At 56.8% G+C, this 18,122-nt stretch carries 15 protein-coding genes; 5 read left to right on the top strand and 10 right to left on the bottom strand.

Annotation, left to right across the window (positions count from 1 at the left end):
* Nucleotides 1–3: 3 nt before the first annotated feature.
* Nucleotides 4–669: a PAS domain-containing protein gene (locus tag FHS18_RS19455; RefSeq protein ID WP_183601751.1), complete on the top strand. Its 666-nt coding sequence runs from the start codon at nt 4–6 to the stop codon at nt 667–669.
* Between the two features lie 109 nt (nt 670–778).
* On the opposite strand, the gene FHS18_RS19450 is transcribed toward FHS18_RS19455, so the two are convergent.
* Nucleotides 779–943, bottom strand: a complete 165-nt coding sequence (locus tag FHS18_RS19450; protein ID WP_183601869.1) for a hypothetical protein — start codon at nt 941–943, stop codon at nt 779–781.
* 164 nt (nt 944–1,107) lie between these two features.
* Here FHS18_RS19450 and FHS18_RS19445 point away from each other — a divergent pair, with 164 nt between their 5' ends.
* Nucleotides 1,108–1,992 (top strand): aminoglycoside phosphotransferase family protein, encoded by an 885-nt coding sequence (locus FHS18_RS19445; RefSeq protein WP_183601750.1) that lies wholly within the window; start codon nt 1,108–1,110, stop codon nt 1,990–1,992.
* A gap of 90 nt (nt 1,993–2,082) precedes the next feature.
* Here FHS18_RS19445 and FHS18_RS19440 read toward each other — a convergent pair whose 3' ends face one another.
* Nucleotides 2,083–3,312, bottom strand: coding sequence for a multidrug effflux MFS transporter (locus tag FHS18_RS19440; protein ID WP_183601749.1), 1,230 nt, complete (start codon nt 3,310–3,312; stop codon nt 2,083–2,085).
* Nucleotides 3,313–3,584: 272 nt separating this feature from the next.
* On the opposite strand from FHS18_RS19440, the gene FHS18_RS19435 reads away from it, so the two are divergent.
* Nucleotides 3,585–4,232 carry a fumarylacetoacetate hydrolase family protein gene (locus FHS18_RS19435; RefSeq protein WP_183601748.1) on the top strand — a complete coding sequence of 216 codons (648 nt, stop codon included), beginning with the start codon at nt 3,585–3,587 and terminating at the stop codon, nt 4,230–4,232.
* A gap of 75 nt (nt 4,233–4,307) precedes the next feature.
* The gene (locus tag FHS18_RS19430; protein WP_183601747.1) at nt 4,308–4,478 is read left to right on the top strand and encodes a hypothetical protein; all 171 of its coding nucleotides are present in this window, start codon (nt 4,308–4,310) and stop codon (nt 4,476–4,478) included.
* A 183-nt stretch (nt 4,479–4,661) separates the two neighbouring features.
* Here the strand turns inward: FHS18_RS19430 and FHS18_RS19425 are convergent, their stop codons facing one another.
* The 4 genes from FHS18_RS19425 to FHS18_RS19410 form a co-directional block, all read right to left on the bottom strand.
* On the bottom strand, nt 4,662–6,590 hold the full coding sequence (locus FHS18_RS19425; RefSeq protein ID WP_183601746.1) for a YhgE/Pip domain-containing protein: 1,929 nt from the start codon (nt 6,588–6,590) through the stop codon (nt 4,662–4,664).
* 651 nt (nt 6,591–7,241) lie between these two features.
* On the bottom strand, nt 7,242–9,419 hold the full coding sequence (locus FHS18_RS19420; RefSeq protein WP_183601745.1) for a YhgE/Pip family protein: 2,178 nt from the start codon (nt 9,417–9,419) through the stop codon (nt 7,242–7,244).
* A gap of 184 nt (nt 9,420–9,603) precedes the next feature.
* Nucleotides 9,604–10,188: a TetR/AcrR family transcriptional regulator gene (locus tag FHS18_RS19415; RefSeq protein WP_183601744.1), complete on the bottom strand. Its 585-nt coding sequence runs from the start codon at nt 10,186–10,188 to the stop codon at nt 9,604–9,606.
* 189 nt (nt 10,189–10,377) lie between these two features.
* Nucleotides 10,378–11,853 (bottom strand): MDR family MFS transporter, encoded by a 1,476-nt coding sequence (locus tag FHS18_RS19410; protein WP_183601743.1) that lies wholly within the window; start codon nt 11,851–11,853, stop codon nt 10,378–10,380.
* Nucleotides 11,854–12,173: 320 nt separating this feature from the next.
* On the opposite strand from FHS18_RS19410, the gene FHS18_RS19405 reads away from it, so the two are divergent.
* A complete protein-coding gene (locus FHS18_RS19405; protein WP_183601742.1) occupies nt 12,174–12,827 on the top strand; it encodes a GGDEF domain-containing protein in 654 nt (217 codons plus the stop codon).
* Between the two features lie 79 nt (nt 12,828–12,906).
* Here the strand turns inward: FHS18_RS19405 and FHS18_RS19400 are convergent, their stop codons facing one another.
* The 4 genes from FHS18_RS19400 to FHS18_RS19390 all read right to left on the bottom strand — a co-directional run bounded on the left by FHS18_RS19400 (nt 12,907) and on the right by FHS18_RS19390 (nt 18,092).
* Nucleotides 12,907–14,979 carry an ABC transporter ATP-binding protein gene (locus FHS18_RS19400; protein WP_246427785.1) on the bottom strand — a complete coding sequence of 691 codons (2,073 nt, stop codon included), beginning with the start codon at nt 14,977–14,979 and terminating at the stop codon, nt 12,907–12,909.
* A gap of 61 nt (nt 14,980–15,040) precedes the next feature.
* The gene (locus FHS18_RS19395) at nt 15,041–16,783 is read right to left on the bottom strand and encodes an ABC transporter ATP-binding protein (protein ID WP_183601741.1); all 1,743 of its coding nucleotides are present in this window, start codon (nt 16,781–16,783) and stop codon (nt 15,041–15,043) included.
* Between the two features lie 153 nt (nt 16,784–16,936).
* The gene (locus FHS18_RS34055; protein WP_221401391.1) at nt 16,937–17,068 is read right to left on the bottom strand and encodes a CCDC174 family protein; all 132 of its coding nucleotides are present in this window, start codon (nt 17,066–17,068) and stop codon (nt 16,937–16,939) included.
* A 526-nt stretch (nt 17,069–17,594) separates the two neighbouring features.
* Entirely contained in the window at nt 17,595–18,092 is a 498-nt protein-coding gene (locus FHS18_RS19390) for a CYTH domain-containing protein (RefSeq protein ID WP_183601740.1), read from the bottom strand.
* Nucleotides 18,093–18,122 lie beyond the last annotated feature (30 nt).

Raw genomic sequence — 18,122 nt, 5'->3', positions numbered from 1 at the left:
CTTATGGACGAACGGCTGAACCATTTACCGTGCGGTTACATGTCGTTGAACCCGGACTACATCATTACCTCCATGAACCAGACGCTGCTAAGCTTAACCGGTCATGATCGCGAAGACATGCTTGGGCAGAAATTGGATCGGTTGTTGACTGCGCAGAGCAGAGTGTTCTTTCAAATTTATTTTCCGCCCCTCATTAGCCTCAACCATCGGGTCGAAGAGATGTATCTCCTCTTGAAAACGAAGGGGGAGGATAAGCTTCCCGTCCTGCTCAATGCCGCCTTGTACGAGCAGGACGGCGAGGTGCTTATCGACTGCATCCTGCTGCCTTTGCGCCGAAGACTGGAGTACGAGAAGCAGATTCAAGAGGCGGAAGCGCGGGCCAACAAGGCGGCACAGAAGGTTAGAGCGCTCCATCACGACATTGATGCCGGCCAGAAAACATTGGCCCAGCTAACCTCGAAGATCGAAGCGCTCCCGCTTGTCACCGATGAATTCATCCAGAGTTTCCAGTCGATTGGATTACCGGTATATGTCTATTCCGTTTACGATCAAGGCGGCGAACCGCTCAACTACGGTGCGATTATGGATTGGAACGAGCACTACTTTTATGTAGAAGGCAAAGCTTATAGCCGGAAGGCTTATATTTTTCTGGTCACAAAAATCGATTAGGAGATGGCAGCCAGCCTCCTCCCTCTCACCCACCGCATTAAAAAAGCCGGCTAAGCGGATAATATCCGCTCTAGCCGGCTTTATTTGACGTGGACGAAACGTTCGATTATTAGCGCCTATTCTCACGAACCAGCAAGAGGATCGGTGCCATCAATATCGCTGCGGCCATCAGCGAGGCGCGTATCGAATACGTCGAGCCGATCCAGCCGACCGCCGGACCGCCGCCGAACTGCCCGAGCGCATCGGACTGGCTCATCATTCTGATGACTAGCATGCAGCTACGGCAAGCGGCTGATTGCCCCGGTCACGGAACCGGAAGAACGATCCTTATAACGGTTCTCTGCCTTGAAATCCCCTTCTACCAACGCTTATAGTGGTGACAAATACGCAGGGATTTGAGCAAGTCCATCCTCTACAATGACAGGAAGCGGTGAGAACATGGTAGAAATGACTACCGAACTCGTACGCCGGCTAATCGATCGCCAATTTCCCCAATGGAGCCATTTCACCCTAACGCCCGTGCCCAAAAGCGGACACGATAATCGCACCTATCGGCTCGGGAGCGAGCTGACCGTCCGGCTGCCAAGCCATGAACGTTATGCTGCCGCGGTGGAGAAAGAATCGGCTTGGCTGCCGGTATTGGGACCGCAGCTATCCTTGCCGATTCCCGTGCCCGTCGCCAAAGGAGAAGCTACGGACGATTATCCCCTCCCCTGGTCGATCAACCGATGGATCGATGGCGATACCGTCACGCGTGCCAATATTCGCGATGCGAACGAGTTCGCCGAAGACCTTGCGGCATTCCTGAAGGAGCTCGAATCGATCGATGCGAGGGGCGGCGTTCCGGCCGGTGTCCAGAACTTCCATCGCGGCGGCAACCTCGCCGTATACGATCCAGATACGCGATCCATTATAGAGACGCTCTCGGGCGTCTATGACCAAGCCTTGTTAACGGAGATCTGGGAGCTGTCCCTTGCAACGCGATATCAATCCGCTCCGTTATGGCTGCACGGCGATGTTGCGGTAGGCAATCTGCTCGTGAAGGAAGGACGATTGTGCGGGGTGATCGATTTCGGAACGATGGGCGTGGGCGATCCTTCCAGCGACCTCGTGATGGCATGGAACTTCTTCGACGACGACAGCCGGCGACGCTTCCTTGCTGGCATGAATTTCGATGAGGACACGGTTCATCGCGCTCGCGGATGGGCCTTATGGAAGGCGCTCATTACCTTCGCTTGGAACGACCCCGGCACGGAAGCCGCGAATTGGGGCCGCCAAGTCATTGAGGTGATCATCGAAGACTTTAAGAAACTTCGCAGTTAAGCGGAGTACAGAGCATAGCTTGAACAAAAAGAGCTATCCGAACGTTGCAGCTTGCTGGCTGCTTGGATTCGGATAGCTCTTTGGGTTGCATTAGACCTGCTTGCGTCCGCCTCTGACGAGCAGCAGGTAGCAGATGACCGCGCTCAGCTCGGCGATCGCGATGACGATGCCGAGCGGCAGCGCCGTATCTTCGCCGGCAATGCCGACGAACGGCGCGGCGATACCGCCGATAATGAAGGACAGCAGACCGAGCAGCGCCGAGGCGCTGCCTGCATTCTGCCCATGATTCTGCAAAGCGAGCGAGAAACCCGAAGTCGATACGACCCCGACGCTCGCAACCACGAAGAAGAGCGGCGGCAGCACGGCGGCCAGCGGCGCTTCGATGGCCAGCATTGCGAGCAGCACGAAGCCTCCAATAAAGGCAAGCCCCATCCCGATGACGAGCAGCTTCGCTTCGCCGAACTTGCCGGCCACGCGCCCGGTAATCTGGGTAGCCAGGATGATGCCAAGTCCGTTGAGCGCGAATACCAGACTGAAGGTTTGCGGCGATACGCCGTAGATATCCTGCAGCACGAACGGCGAGCCGGAGATATACGCGAACATACCGGCCATAATGAAGCCCTGCGTCAGCGCGTAACCCATGAACGTACGGTCCGCAATCAGACGCTTGAAGGTACGCAGCGTCTCACCGACTCCCCCCGCCATCCGACGTTCCGGCGGCAGCGTCTCGCCAAGCCCGCCGCCGACGGCGACCAGCATGAGCAAGCCATACGCGGCCAATACGATGAAGACGGTCGGCCATTCGCCGAAGCGCAGAATCTGCGCCCCGATGATCGGCGCCAGGATCGGCGCCGCGCCGTTGACGAGCATGAGCAGCGAGAAGAATTTCGTCAGCTCCGTGCCGGAATACACGTCACGAACCATAGCCCGCGAGATGACGATGCCCGCCGCGCCGGCAAGCCCTTGGATGAAGCGAAGCGCCAGGAACGCCCAAATATTCGTCGTCCAGACGCACAATACCGATGACACCGCATAGACGAGGAGTCCGACCAGGAGCGGCATGCGGCGCCCGCGCACATCGCTGAGCGGACCGGCGAGCAGTTGCCCCAGCGACAGGCCGAGCATGCAAGCCGTCAAGCTGAGCTGCGCCAGCGACGTGCTCGTATCCAGGTCATCGGCAAGGGCGGGCAGCGCAGGCAAATACATATCGAGCGATAAAGGGCCGAAGGCGCTCAGGCTGCCGAGAATGATCGCCATCCACAGCCGTTTGGTGCCGCTGACGCTTTTGCCGGTGGCTGCTTTCGTTGATGTGGAGTCCATTATGATGGTCCTTTCTTGAATCGGTTAATGATAAATAATTGCTATAGCAATTATTAGCTTATGCTAAGCTATCATGCGATGTCTAAGCTGTCAATATGAAACCGGATCCAGGCGATCCCCATGCTTTGGCACGATGGTCGATGCGGTATATAATGAGGGCTAGGCAAGGTGAAAGGCCGCCGGCGTCCGCGGCGGCGAAGCGCGCTACATCCCGGATTACATAACGGCGGTATATGCTGCCCACATTCCCATGAACGAGAGGTGTTACTGAGATGTCAGATTTCTCTTCTATCCGCAACATTTATTGCGTAGGCCGTAACTACGCGCTGCATGCCAAGGAGCTTGGCAACGACGTCCCGGAGGAGCCGATGATCTTCGGCAAACCGACGCATGCGCTTGCGCCCGCCGAAGGCGAGCTGACGCTGCCGGGGACAATCGGCGAAATCCATCACGAGCTCGAGCTTGTCGTGCGGATCGGCACCGAATATGCGCCCGGCAAGCCGCTCGACGAACTGATCGACGGCATTGCGCTCGGCATTGATTGGACGGCCCGCGACGTTCAGTCGCAGCTCAAAGAGAAGCGCCATCCGTGGCTGCTGGCCAAAGGATTCAAGGGCTCGGCTACGCTGACCGAATTCCAGCCGTTCGAAGGCGCCGAAGCATTTCGCGCATTAACCTTTAGCTTCGTTAAGAATGGCGAGACGATTCAGCACGGTTCGCCGGCGGACATGATTTTCCCGCTCGAACAGCTTGTTCACTATATCGGGGACCGCTTCGGCCTCGGCCAAGGCGACCTCATCTATACGGGAACCCCCGCCGGCGTCGGCCCGGTAGCGGATGGCGACCGTCTCGCGTTAACGCTTGGCGTATCCGGCGGCAGCGAGTCGATTGTGGGCCAGTTAACGGTTCGTCTGGCGTAACTTTTTAGCGCTTTACTTGATTAAATTTGGGACTGATGGAAAGAATATTGACATTCCCACTAGGAGGTATGTCAAATGGACGCTTCGATGAGTGCTCAGGATGTCCTGTCCCAAATTCAACAGCTAAGAACAGCCGGCCATAACTTGAACAAGAAGAAGTTGAAGACCACGCACCCCGAGCTCATGCAAAATGCGTTGTTTTACTTCCCAAGCTGGGAGCATGCGCTCAACGCAGGATCGAATTAATACGAATTGTAGCTCTCATCGCACCAGTTATCACAGCTCACGCCCCGTCGTTTCGAGACCCTTCGAAGACGGGGCTTTCTTGTGCGCATTTAATCCGTCCTTTTGCGCCCCCCGGCTCGAACCCATGACAAAAAGACAGCAATCCGGCGCTACGGATCTGCTGTCTCTTCAAGTTTGTGTGCTTTATGCCGGCGCTTGCTCACGCTGGTTTCTCCGTTTTTTGCGGCGGACGACGGTTGCCAGCAGCACGATCGTCAGCGCAACCGCCACCGCCCAGTAGATGAGCAGCAGCCAGACATCCTGCCGGAGCAGGGCATAGTCGCCAGTCGAGAGAATCGAGCGGAAGCCGTCCACCGTATACGTAATCGGCAGGAAACGATGGATCGTCTGCAAGCCTTCCGGTCCCAGCTCGACCGGGAAGGTGCCGGAGGTTGCCGCCAGCTGCAGCACGAGCAGGATGATCGCGATAAACCGACCGACGTTATCGCCCAGCGTGACGAGAAACTGGATGATCGCCATGAAGATCAGGCTCACATAGAAGGCATAGAGCCCGAAGTAGACGGGATCCATCGGTTCGAGCCCGACCACACCGGTCAAGATGAAGGCGACTAGCAATGCTTGTCCGAGGGACACGGTCGCCATCACCGCGTATTTGGATAAAAACCAGAGGAAGCCTGACGGCGCCGGCGTTAACGTCTCTCGCAGCGGGAATACGGTCGTCAGCAGCAGTGCGCCGACATACAAGCTAATCGAGACGAAGAACGGCGCCATGCCGGTTCCGTAGTTCGGCAGCGTATTGATTTTGTCTTCTTTCACCCGTACCGGGTTCGCCATCATCTCGAACAGCGATTGGGAGGAATGAATGTTCGCTAGCTTCTCCGCCCCGTCGGTCAGCGCTGTCTCAAGCTCCCGGCTGCCGGTATACAGCTTCTGCTCGCCCGTAGATAGCTCGTCGATTCCGTTCACGAGCGCCGTCCAAGCCGTGCTCAGCTTGTGCACGCCGGTGTAGAGCGAGGCGGCGCCGCTCGAGAGCTGATCCGCGCCGGAAGCCAACTGCTTGAGCGATGGCGTGAACGTATTCACGCCCTTCAGCAGCTCCGCATGCTTCGTCGTCAGCTGACCCAAGCCGGTGTTGAACGTACCCATGGACGTGTTCACCTGCGCAAGTCCGGCGGACACTTGCTTGCTCGCTGCCGTTAACGTCTGGAAGGTCGCGTCGGCCGAAGCATCCGGATGACCCGCGGCATAAGCCGATACCAGCTTATCGACCTGCGCGGCTCCTTCCGCGAGCGGCGTCAGTCCCGCGGCGAGCTGCTTGCTGCCCGATACTGCGGAGGCGATGCCTTCATCGATCTGCTTCGTGCCCGTGGCCAGCTTGCCGAAGCCGGTATTCAGCTGAGCCGCCCCTGAAGCCAGTTTCGCCGCGGCGGCCTTCAGGTCAGCTGCTCCTTGGTCCAGCTGCGCGATGGAAGATTGATTGCCCGTCACCGATGAGGCCAGCTTCTTCGTGCCGTTCAACAAGGTGCCGATTCCGGTATGCAGATCGCCAGCGCCGGTGCTCGCTTCCTGCATGCCGTCTTTCAGTTCTTCCAAACTCTTAAAGATCGATTCCGTGTAGTTCAGCGTCAGCTTCTCCGACAGCTGCTGGCGGATTTTCTCCACGCCGGACTGTCCGATCTTCGCCACGATGTAGTTAAGTCCCTCATTGGACTTGATCGTTATTTCGAGCGGTGTCGGCTGCTGCTCCATGAGCGTCGTGGCCCGTTTCGAGAAATCCGAGGGGATGAGAATGCTGAAGTAGTATTTCTGATCGGCCAGCCCCTGGTCCGCTTCCTCCCGCGTTAGGAACTGCCAGTCGAACGACCGGTCCTTCTGAAATTCCGCCACCAGATCCTCGCCGATCTTGAATGTCTCCCCTTCATAGACGGCCGGCTGATCCTCGTTCACGACGGCCACCGACAATCGTTCCAGATTGCCGTACGGATCCCAGAACGCCCACAAATAAATGCCGCTGTACAGCACGGGAATACAGATGATGCCGATTAATGAGATTAACGTCTTCGGCGTGCGAATCAGGGTTCCCCATTCCGTGCCCAGCCACGATCTGTTCATGCCACCCATCCTCTCCTGCTTTTGCCACATTAGTATGTGTGGGACCAGCTGGAGCTATGCGGGTAGCCCCCCCATCCCACGTCGGTGAGGCTAAGGGCTGCCGCCCTTTGCGATCCCCTGCTGGATACTGGGCTAGGGCTGCCGCCCTTTGCGAACCCGCTAGATAGAGAAGGGCTGCGCCCTTTGGAACCCCCTTGTTTATCCTCGCCCCTTCCCCCTCCTTTTTGCTCGCCTCCCCCTTCCCCCTCCATCGGAGGGGAACCAGAGGGCAACCGCCCAGCTTATGCTTCCGAAGTGAGTTTTCCATCCGGAAAACTCTGAGGACACCCGTAATCGGCGTGACTCGGAACGCGGCCGTCGTTGATGGGTCCTTTCGATGGGGGCTCGCGTTGTCCTGAGCATGCTGACTGAACGTACGGCATGCCGTTAGGACAAAGCTCTTGTTCGAGCTTCGTTCGTTACTTTGTTGCCTTGGGGAGGGGACCTGCTGCGTTAGCGCTCCAATGATGGCTAGGCGCTGACCCTCGCTTGACGTCCACTTTGTGGACACGCTTACCTTTTTACAAGACAGGAAGGTCAGAGCGAAGCGAATTCGACACTGCGTGTCTAAAACAAACGAAGCTGTCCCACTGGGACAGCCTCGTTAATGATTTATGCCGTTAATGCGGTTTCGCTTTTAACGTCTTTCGGTTTCTGTTTCATGAAGTACAACAGCGTCAGCAGCATGAACGTAACCGCATATACCGCCAGGTTCGCCATTTGTTCCCACATGACGCTAAGGTCGCCGCTTGCGATGACCGCCTTCAGGCCGATAATGCTGTGCGTCATCGGCAGCCATGGGTTAATCGACTGCATCCAGTCCGGCAGCAGCTCGAGCGGGAACGTACCGGCGCTCGAGGTGAGCTGGAAGATCATCAGGATGATGACCAGGAAGCGGCCCGGGTTGTCGAGCCACGTCACAAACGACTGGATGATCATCGAGAACGCCAAGCTGGCTACGAAGGCGAACAGATAGAACAGCGGCACGCTCTGGACCTGAATATCGAGCACGGTCAGTACGACCGTCGCGACGATCGCCGACTGCGCCAGGCTCATGCCGACGAAGGTTAACGTCTTGCTCGTGAATAGGCCGAAGCGCGAGGCGTTAGGTACCACCGATTGGCGGACGGAGAAAATGGTCGTGAAGACGAGCCCGCCCATGAACAATGCCAATGACAGGAAGTAAGGCGCGATGCCGATGCCGTACTTCTCGACTTTCCGGTCGGCATTCTCCGTAATCTTCACCGGGTCGGAGAACATCGAGACCGTCTCGTCGCCACTCTTCACTTCAGCGGTCTTCTCTGCCGCTTCCGTCAGCTTATCGGCCAGCTCGCCGGAGCCATCCTTCAACTGTACGGAGCCGTCTTTCAATTCATCCGTGCCGCTGCCGAGCTGCTTCGTACCGTCCGCGAGCGTCACGACGCCGCCGGCTACCTTGCTAAGGCCGTCCTGCAACGTACCAAGGCCGTTGTTCAGCTCGCTTGCGCCGCTGGCCAGTTTACCGCTGCCCGCAGCCGCTTCGCCAAGCTTATCGCCGAACGTCGCAAGACCGCTCGCCAGCTGCGTTTGTCCTTGCTCCAGCTTTTGCGCCCCAGCGAGCAATTGCTGCTGGCCGCTCTCGAGCTGCTGAGCGCCGGCAACTAGCTGTTCGGTGCCTACGGCCAGCTTTTGCGCGCCAGCGGCAAGCTGTTCCTCGCCGGTGCTTAAGCTTACGCTGCCGGAAGCAACGGCTTGACTCGCAGCGAGCAGCTGCTGCAGCTGCGGGTTCTCGGCTAGCTGCGGGCTCGATTCCATGAGCTTGGCGAGCCCTTCGGCCACCTGCTGCGCGCCGCCGGCTACCTGCTTGCTTGCATCCACCGCAGAGGTCAAGCCGCTCGACAGTTCATTCGTGCCGTCCAGCGAGGTAGTCAACCCCGCCGTCAGCTTGCTTGCTCCCTCGGAGGAAGCCGCAAGCCCATCCGCCAGCTGACTTGCGCCGGCCTGCGCAGAGACCGCGCCTGCTTCAAGCTGACCTTGCGCATCCGCTAGCTGGCCAAGTCCGCTCGACAGATCCTTCGTCCCTGCCGCGAGTTCCGTCGCGCCGTTATGCAGCTTCACTGCGCCGTTATAGAGCGGCTTAATGCCCTTGTTCAGCTCAGCCGTTCCGTCCGCCAATTTGACCGCGCCGTCCTTGAGCTTCGCCAGGCCGTCCTCGAGCTTCTGCGCGCCGTCTTCCAGCTTATGCGCGCCGTCGCCCGCTTCGTTCAGGCCTTCCGATACGGTGCCTACCTGCTCGAGCATGCTGCGGGTATACGCTTCGGTAATCTGCACGCCCAGCTTCGCGCGAAGCTCCTTCACGGCGCTGTTGCCGATCTGGCCGGCGATATAGTTGTACTGGCTGTTCGGCTCGAAAATGATCTCCGCCTGCTGAGGGTCATCGTCCATCACGGTCGTCGCCTTCTGCGAGAAATCTTCCGGAATGGTGATCGTAATATAATATTCGTTGTCGGCCATCCCTTCCTGCGCTTCATCAGCCGACACGAACTGCCAGTCGAACTCCTTATTCTTCTTCAGCTCTTCGACGAATTCGGAGCCGACATCCATCTTCTCTTCCTCGTAGACCGCGCCCTGGTCCAGATTGACGACGGCCACTGGCAGTTTCTCCAGGCTGCCGTACGGATCCCAGGACCCTTTAATCAGGAAGCTGCTGTAGAGCATCGGGATTACCGCGACGCCGACGAACGAGATCAGCACGAGCGGCTTTTTGACGACCGCCATGATGTCTTTCCCGAACACGCTTAATGCTTTCACAATCGATCACTCACCTTTACCTACGCTTAATGAACGAATGACCAAATTCGAATTCCGGTCATTTTATAATAAAAAAATTCTCCCGACCCGATCAGTCCGGAGTAGCCCCGCATGACCTGCTTGCCCATGGCAAGATGAATCTTGGCGCATACCAATGAGGATTTTGAACTTTCATAACGGATGCCTAGCCGGAATACCGCAGCCCTTCCGCGAAAAACAAAATAAAATGCTGCTGAATCTGCTCCTTCGTCAGCGGCTCCTTATGGAACTTGTTCCAGTCGCTCGTCAGCGCGATATACAGCTTCAGAATGGTATAAGCCACGATATCCGGATCGCACGGCTTGATCTCGCCCTTCTCGATACCATTCACGATATGGCCGCGCAAGTAGTCGAGCACCACGCCCTCCAACCGATGCGTCCCTTCGAGCGCCTGCGACGTGCCGATGTGCTGAACCTCTTGCTGCAGCTTGATGAACAATTCATGATCCGAGCGGAATTCGAGCAGCGCCGAGAGGACCCGGAACAGATTGTCGAAGAAAGGTTCCCCTTCATGCATGCCTTCATCGAGCACGACCTGGAGCTCATGAAGCGCCTTGCGCACGATTTCATCGAACAGCTCTTCTTTTGTTTTGAAAAACGTATAGATGGTTCCTTTGCCAACATTCGCGATCTTCGATACGAGATCCATGGTCGTCGCCTTGTAGCCGAACTGGGCAAAGGCTTGCGTGGCAGCCTTCAAGATCAACGATCTGCGGTCGATTGCAGCCATGATGTCCCTCCTTGTTGTCCGTTTCCTTTTACAAACTGACCAAATTTCATTTTTGGTCATTTAGTCACTTCGCTAGAATAGCACGCTCCCGTCCGTTTGGCAAATAAATTGTAACGGCTGCCGGGGAATTAGAAAAAGCTCCGCCTTCCCTTATCGGAAAGCAGAGCCATTTCATATTTGTTTCTTCTATTAATGCCCCATCATCGCGGCTGCATTCGGATCTTCGGCCTTGCTGCCGGCCGAATCGTCCGGCTGCGCCTTCGGCTTGCGCAGAATGATCGCCAGCAGCGCGCCGACGATCGCGATACAGGCCGAGAGGAAGAACGTATCGTCGTACGAGCCGATCGAGGCAGTGATCTGATCCTGGCCCTTCGCCATATTGTCCGTAATGCCCGACGTCAGATAACCGGTCAATCCAGCGACGGCGAACGAGACCATCACCTGCTGCGCCGCTGTCGTAAGCGGCGTTACCCGGCTGACGAGGTGTCGCGGCGCCGCGGCGAGCACATGAGTGTTGATCGACATCATCGTCATCCCCATGCCTGCCCCGATCATGCCGAGCGCCGTCATGATATACGTCAAGCTCGTATCGGCAGACAGACGCGAGAGCATGAAGAGCGCCGCCGTAATAACGGTGAGTCCCGTCATAACAAGCGGGCGGGCGCCGATCTTATCGTACAGCTTGCCGCCGATCGGCATGAACACGGCGGAAGCCAGCGCTTGAGGCAGCAGAATTACGCCTGTCTTCAGCGCGCTGTACTGCTCGATCTGCTGCAGATAGAGCGGGATGAGCAGGATGGAGCCGAACAACGAAATTTGCGCCACCCAGGCAATAATAATCCCCCGCGTAAAATCGGACGAGCCGAACACTCGCAGCTCCAGAAGCGGCTGCTTCTTGCGCAGCTCGACGAAGATGAAGAGCACAAGCGCGACTCCGCCGACGATCAGCCCTGTCAGCGTACGTGCCGAACCCCAATCCGTGCCGCCTTCGCTCACGCCGAAGGCCAGCATCGCGAACGCGATCGGTGCGAGGATCATGCCCATGATATCGAGCGACGGTACCGTTTTGCGTTCCAGATTCGGCAGGAATTTGATCCCGACGAGTACGGCAATGATACCGATCGGCAGATTGATCAGGAAGATCCAATGCCAGCTCACATACTCGACGAGATAGCCGGCCAGAATCGGTCCCAAAGCCGGCGCGAGCAGCATCGGCACACCGAGCACGCCCATGATCGAACCCATTTTGCCCGGGGGTGCCAGTCGGAATACCATCGCGAAGCCGATCGGCGAGACCATACCGCCGCCAAGTCCTTGAATGATGCGGTAGATGACTAACTGCTCCGGCGTCCGCGCAAGCGCACAGAGCACCGAACCTAACGTGAATAACACAATGGTAATAAGGAAGATCCGTTTGGCCCCGTACCGGTCGGTCATCCATCCCGCCAACGGGATAACGGCGGACAAGGCTAATGTATAGCCGGTGATCGACCATTGCAGCGTCGTTACGGAAGAATTAAAGTCCTCCACCAATTTCGGAAGGGCCACATTGACGACCGTACTGTCCAGAATAACCATGATCATTCCGATAATAACTGCTGCTAAGGGACCGATCAGTTGACGAAGCGTGACTTCTTGCTCTATAGCGCCACTTTTTTCACTCATCGTACGACTCTCTCCTTTTTTCTCTTTCTTGCTGTCAGTGATACATTAACTCAAGCCAAAAAATACACACGGTGTCCATTATAAGGTGCGCGCCTAATCGTAGCATCATCCTTCAGGCTGAGATTTCGTATTAAATTTGCCTCTGGAAATATTTACAGCGGAACAAGCCGTAACCTTTACTCTCTGAATTTCCGTTCACTATAGTATAATGAAGGGTATATATGAAAAGGCTTACGCTGCCAAAGCGGCGAGGCGGATAAAGTGAACCGATTCTATCTCTATTAGGAACGACCAGCGCTATCATTAATGAGGTGCCTACCATGAAATACAGAGGAAGACTTATTGCCTCAAGCATCATTCTACCGATTCACACCGCCTATATGGTGTACTACTACTTCCGTGACGGCCATGTCGATATCGCGGATCTTGCTGCCTATCCGCTCTTAGCTTTTCTTTCTTATTGGGCAGGGCTTCAATATGACAAAGCCGTCTACTACTCGGACATGGACACCCTGACCGACCTCTACAACCGCCGCTTCATGATCAAAGCGTTCGACAAGATTAAGGCGTTCGCGAATCGGATGGACGGCAACCTGTTCCTGCTCGTCATCGATTGCGACAATTTCAAGTACATTAATGACCACTACGGCCATGCCAAAGGAGATCAGGTGCTGAGCGCGATCGGCAAGACGCTGATCAAGTCGACGCGGGATAGCGATCTGGTTGCCCGCTGGGGCGGCGATGAGTTCGTCATCGTCGGCCATTACAAGGATGGCGGCAAAGGTCTCGAGGCGATGCTTCATCGGCTCGAAGGCCAGCTTGCCGAGCTGTCGGGCAGGATGAAGCTCCCGATCAGCGTCTCCATCGGATCGGCCGTCTTCCCGACAGACGGCGCGGATCTCGACCAGCTGCTGCGGATTGCCGACGAGAATATGTACGTGACCAAACGCGCGCGCAAAGCTTCTCAGGCATGAACAATGCCGGACGATCGCTCAAGCTAATTTGAGCAGTCGCCCGGCTTTGTTGTTTCATTCGCTTGCATGCAAGCGGCTGTTACGCCGTGTAGACACCTTCGGTTGCCGCAGGCTTGGCGGAACTTGCTTGCTCGCCCTGCTGTATCTGGTACATCTGATAATATTTGCCCTCGCGCTGCATGAGCGTCTCGTGGTTGCCCCGCTCGACGATCTCGCCGCGGTCCAGCACGAGGATTTGGTCGGCATTCTTGATCGTCGACAGCCGGTGCGCGATAACGAATGTCGTCCGGCCCTGCTTCACGACTTCCAGCGCGCTCTGAATGAGCGCTTCCGTCTCCGTATCGATGTTCGAGGTCGCCTCATCGAGGATGAGGATCGCCGGATCGAACGCGAGCGCCCGGGCGAACGAGATGATCTGGCGCTGGCCGGCCGAGAGCGTCGTGCCTTTCTCGATAACCGGCTCGTCGATGCCCTGCGGCAAATTCTTGAGCACCTGATCCCCGCCGACGTCGCGGATCGCCTTCTCGACCATCTCCCGCGTCACCTTCGGATCGTCCATCGAGACGTTCGAGGCGATCGTGCCGGTGAACAGGAACGGATCCTGCAGCACGATCCCCATATGGCGGCGCATCGTCTGCTTTGGCATCGTGTACGTATCGACGCCGTCAATCGTTATGCGACCGTGCTCGATATCGTAGAAGCGGAAGAGCAGGTTAATGATCGAGCTTTTGCCGGAGCCGGTATGCCCGATCAATGCTACCGTCTGGCCCTGCTGAGCCTCGAACGAGATGTTCTTCAGCACGTTCTCGCCTTCCTTGTAAGCGAAGGTAACGTTGTCGAACGCGACATTGCCCTTGTAGCGCGGCATCTCTTCGTCCGCCACGTCGACGCCCTTCTCATCGAGGAGCACGAATACCCGCTCGGCGGATACGAGCGCCGTCTCGAGGTTCGGCAGCTGGTTGACGATATTGACGATCGGCTGGAATAGCCGGTTCAAGTAATCGACGAACGCATACAGCACGCCGAGAGTGACGAAGCCGCCCGGCGTCGTCAGCGAGCCGCCGCCGAAGTACCAGATGAGGGCGACGTACGCGATGTTCCGGATGACGTTGACCAGGTTGTGACCGGTCCAGGAGTTCAAGCTCAGCAGCTTGGTTTTGTACAGCAAATTCTCCTCATTGTACGTCTCGAATTCTTGCTCCATCTTCTTCTCTTTGCGGAAGGCGCGAATGACGGCCATCCCTTGGATCGATTCATTGATTCGCCCGTTAATCTCGCTCAAGGTCGAACGAATGACCCGATTGTAACGCTGTGCGATCCGTCCGTAGAACATAACCCACAAGACGAGGATCGGCACGATGAACAGACAGATCGCCGCCAGCTGCGCGTTCAGAAGGAACAGCGCGCCGAAGATGCCGATCATGTAGATCGTACCGGTGAAGAAGTTCGCCAACACCGTGACGTACAGCTCGCGGATCGATTCGGTGTCGTTCGTTACCCGCGAGACGATTTTGCCCGCTGGCAGATTATCGAAGTACCGCACCGGCAGCCGGTTGATGTGCTCGAAGACGTCCTTGCGCATCGTGCGGATGATCCGGTTCGAGGATGCCTGCAGATAGTAGCGCTGCCCGTAAGCGAACACCGCCGACAGCAGGATTAAGGCAAAATAATACCAGCACAGACGGATGAGCCCGCTAAGCTCCGGCTTGAAGAACGTGTATAGCTCGCTGGTCGTCAGCTCCTGCGCCGCGTAGGACGCCGTTTGCTCGCCTTTAGCTATCGTAATCTGATTGTCCGTACTTGCTGTCCGCGTACCGTCGAAAGCTATCGCGCCCGGCACGAAGTAATAGTTGCGGCCCGCCTGCAGGATGCGCACTTCCGCGCCGCGCGCCTCTCCGACTTCGAAGTGGTCTTCCCGCTTAAATGTCTTGCCGTCGTAGGCCACCGTGTATTTGTCGCTGTCTTGCGTCTCGTACCAAGGCTTCTCGATGCCCGAAATATGCACGTCGATCAGCTGCTTGGCGACGAGCGGTCCCGCCAGCTCCGTGCCGACGGATACCGCCAGCATGAGCAGCGCGATGATCAGCTGGACGCGGCCTTTCATCGCGTATTTCACGAGACGCTTGATGGTGGCGCCTTTGCTGCCGGCCATCCGGTCCATGTCCAGATCGTAATGCTCGTTGGTTTCCATGCTCATATGCGTTTCACCCGCCTTATTCGCTCGCTTTTTCCAATTGTTGCGTTTCGTATTGCTCTTTATACCAGCCGCCCTTGGCCATCAGCTGCTCATGCGTGCCTTCCTCGACGACATGCCCGTCATCGAGCACGACGATCCAGTCGGAATGCTGCACGCCGGACAAGCGATGGGTGGCGATCAGGGTTGTTTTGCCTGCGCGCTCGCGGCGAATGTTGCCGATAATCTCGGCTTCCGTCCGTGCGTCGACCGCCGACATCGCATCGTCGAGCATCAGAATCTCCGGATCGGCGATCAGCGCGCGCGCAATCGATACCCGCTGCTTCTGGCCGCCCGAGAGCGCCACGCCCTTCTCGCCGACGAGCGTGTTCAGCCCGCTCGGCAGGAACGCAAGGTCCTTCTTGAACGCCGATGCTTCGATCGCTCGATCCAGCTTCTCCTGATCCGCACCGTCGGAGCCGAACAGAATATTCTCGCGCACCGTCCGCGAGAACAGGAACTGCTCTTGCGGCACATAGCCGTACCACGACTTCAGCTGATCCATATCGATCCGGTCGAGCGATACCCCGCTCATCGTCAGCGTCCCGCCGCCAATCGGATATTCCCGCAGCAGCTGCTTGATGAGCGTCGTCTTGCCGCTGCCCGTTCTGCCGACGATGCCGAGCGTCTGGCCCTGGCGCAGCTTGAAGGAAACGCTGCTCAAGTTGTCGACCGTTGAGGACGGATAACGGAAGGTGACCTTATTGAATTCGATCTCGCCCGGCTGAGCCAGCTTGACCGTGTCGACCGGGTCCGGTACGTCGGGCTGGACGCCAAGTGTCTCGTTGACGCGGTCCAGCGACGCATTCCCGCGCTGCATGACGTTGATCATCTCGCCGATCGCGAACATCGGCCAGATCAGCATGCCGAGGTAGACGTTGAACGATACGAGGCCGCCGATCGTCAGCTCATTATGGTACACGAGGTAAGCGCCGTAGCCGAGACCGATCAAGTAACTGGCGCCGACGAAGATTTTGACCGTCGGTTCGAACAACGCGTCGATGCGGACGACGGCGAGATTTTTCTCCAGCACATCTGCGGTTACCGCATCGAATCTTTTCTCCGCCGCCCGCTCCTGCACATACGCCCGGATGACGCGGGTTCCCGAAATCGTTTCCAAAACGCCGTCGTTCATGTCGCCGAATGCATCCTGCGCGTCCGTGAACCGCTTGTGAATCCATTTGCCGTACAGACCGACGAGAATGGCCATGATCGGCAGCGGCAGAATCGAGATGAGCGTCAGCTTCCAGGAGACGAACACCGTCATCGTCACCAAGAGCGTGATCATCCACAGCGTGGAGTCCATCACGGTCAGTATGCCGAAGCCCGCGGTAGCGCCGATCGCCTGCAGATCGTTCGTCGCCCGGGCCATCAGGTCGCCTGTGCGGTTCTTCTCGTAGAAGCTCGGCGTCATCTTGAGGAAGTGGCGCATCAGCTTCGTGCGCATCATCCGCTCCACGACGTTCGCGCCGCCGAACAGCCGGGAGATCCATATATAACTGATTGTGTACGTGACGATCGTGAGAATACCCAGCTGAATGAGCGTCGTGAACAGGCTGCTCCAGGACATCGTCCCCAGCTGAATGCTGTCGATCGCATTGCCGACCATCATCGGCGGCAGCACTTCGATGACGCCGCAGATGAACAGCAAGATCAGCGAGATGATGTAGCGTTTTCGTTCGAGCTTGAAAAACCAGCCCAGTTTATAAATAACGGCAAACATGCTTGAATCCACTCTCCCTTGTTAATGCCCCTAGTGAATGTATATAAAAAGAAAAACACACCGCTCGTCAGCGATGTGTTTTTGCCCGCAAATAGAAAAGGCGCACGCCACGAGAATTCGTGACATACGCCTTGGTAGATATGTAAATTCAGCTTATGCCGGAATATTGCGATCCGTGCAGAAGGAATCACCAAGGAGGTCACGATCCGTATGAAGTTGGATGAAGCCCGTGCCATGCGTACGTACGACAGTATCGGCAGTAAAGTGGTTCATCATGTTCAACATCTAAGATCACTCCTTTCCTTCCAAATTTTGAAATCGACACTTCGTAAGTTATCATGGCGGACAAACGATTGTCAATGCTAATTTTTGTAAAAGGGCTCCGCCCTTTGGAACCCGCTTCTCCTCTGAGAGGCCTCAGCCCTCTGAACACCTTAAATTTCACCTCCCCCTTCCCCCTCCATTGGAGGAGAACAAGAGGGCAACCGCCCTCTTAACACCCGTAAGCGGCTGGATATGTGATGCGGCCGGTGTTGATCTGTCCTTTCGAGATGGGCTCGCGTTGTCCATGCGGCTTGCCTGAGTATGTCAGTGGGACATGCTGTATGCCGCTTGGCAGGACAAAGCTTTTGTTCGAGCTTCGTTCGCGGCTTTGGTGCCTTGGGAGGTGACCTCTACGTAGAGCATAAGCGCAACAACGTGCCGATCCTCGCTTGCGTCCGCTTATGCGGACCCGGCTTAACGTCATTAATTAAATACAAAAGACCGTACGCGGGCTTAGGCCCTGTACGGTCTTGATACTAGGTCACAATCAATTATTGCCGTGCTGCATCTTCAGCCACAACGTCTTGTTGCGGTACTCGTCCTCCGCGCCCAGCTCGCGTCCGAACCAAGCCGGCGCCATGAAGTAATCGGCTGCTGCCAGGTCCGGGAACTCTACTTCGACCACGGTAAGCTCGACCTGCTTGTAATCGTCGATCTCGAGGATCGTGCCTTGGTAATCGACGGTCGTGCGCACCTTCATCAGCGGCGTCAAATTCGCATTGCGCAGCAACTGCTCGTAAATTTCGCCGGAAATCGCGTATTCGATCTCCTCCCGCACCATGCCATGCCCGGACTTGAACGTGTGGGTATACGTGCGCTCCCCTTGCTCGTTCTCGATCATCCGCACGCGAATTTCTTCCTTGCCGGCATAGGCCAGATACGTCTGATAGATCGTCTGTGTCGACTGTACGGTTATCCCTTCCCCCTGCAGCTCTTCCGCAGGGAAGGCGTCAAGCAAATATTTGCGTTCGATCTCTTTGCCCATCTTCTGTCTCCTATCCTCTCTGTAACGGCA

Source organism: Paenibacillus phyllosphaerae (genome assembly GCF_014192105.1).
GTDB lineage: Bacteria > Bacillota > Bacilli > Paenibacillales > Paenibacillaceae > Paenibacillus_Z > Paenibacillus_Z phyllosphaerae.
Note: the sequence above shows the minus strand (reverse complement) of the source record. Positions and strands in the feature narration are given on the sequence as shown.

Coding starts and splice junctions, on each gene's coding strand:
- FHS18_RS19455 (WP_183601751.1), top strand. CDS start 4: ATGGACGAACGGCTGAACCATTTACCGTGCGGTTACATGTCGTTGAAC.
- FHS18_RS19450 (WP_183601869.1), bottom strand. CDS start 943: ATGCTAGTCATCAGAATGATGAGCCAGTCCGATGCGCTCGGGCAGTTC.
- FHS18_RS19445 (WP_183601750.1), top strand. CDS start 1,108: ATGGTAGAAATGACTACCGAACTCGTACGCCGGCTAATCGATCGCCAA.
- FHS18_RS19440 (WP_183601749.1), bottom strand. CDS start 3,312: ATGGACTCCACATCAACGAAAGCAGCCACCGGCAAAAGCGTCAGCGGC.
- FHS18_RS19435 (WP_183601748.1), top strand. CDS start 3,585: ATGTCAGATTTCTCTTCTATCCGCAACATTTATTGCGTAGGCCGTAAC.
- FHS18_RS19430 (WP_183601747.1), top strand. CDS start 4,308: ATGGACGCTTCGATGAGTGCTCAGGATGTCCTGTCCCAAATTCAACAG.
- FHS18_RS19425 (WP_183601746.1), bottom strand. CDS start 6,590: ATGAACAGATCGTGGCTGGGCACGGAATGGGGAACCCTGATTCGCACG.
- FHS18_RS19415 (WP_183601744.1), bottom strand. CDS start 10,188: ATGGCTGCAATCGACCGCAGATCGTTGATCTTGAAGGCTGCCACGCAA.
- FHS18_RS19410 (WP_183601743.1), bottom strand. CDS start 11,853: ATGAGTGAAAAAAGTGGCGCTATAGAGCAAGAAGTCACGCTTCGTCAA.
- FHS18_RS19405 (WP_183601742.1), top strand. CDS start 12,174: ATGAAATACAGAGGAAGACTTATTGCCTCAAGCATCATTCTACCGATT.
- FHS18_RS19400 (WP_246427785.1), bottom strand. CDS start 14,979: ATGGCCGGCAGCAAAGGCGCCACCATCAAGCGTCTCGTGAAATACGCG.
- FHS18_RS19395 (WP_183601741.1), bottom strand. CDS start 16,783: ATGTTTGCCGTTATTTATAAACTGGGCTGGTTTTTCAAGCTCGAACGA.
- FHS18_RS34055 (WP_221401391.1), bottom strand. CDS start 17,068: ATGTTGAACATGATGAACCACTTTACTGCCGATACTGTCGTACGTACG.
- FHS18_RS19390 (WP_183601740.1), bottom strand. CDS start 18,092: ATGGGCAAAGAGATCGAACGCAAATATTTGCTTGACGCCTTCCCTGCG.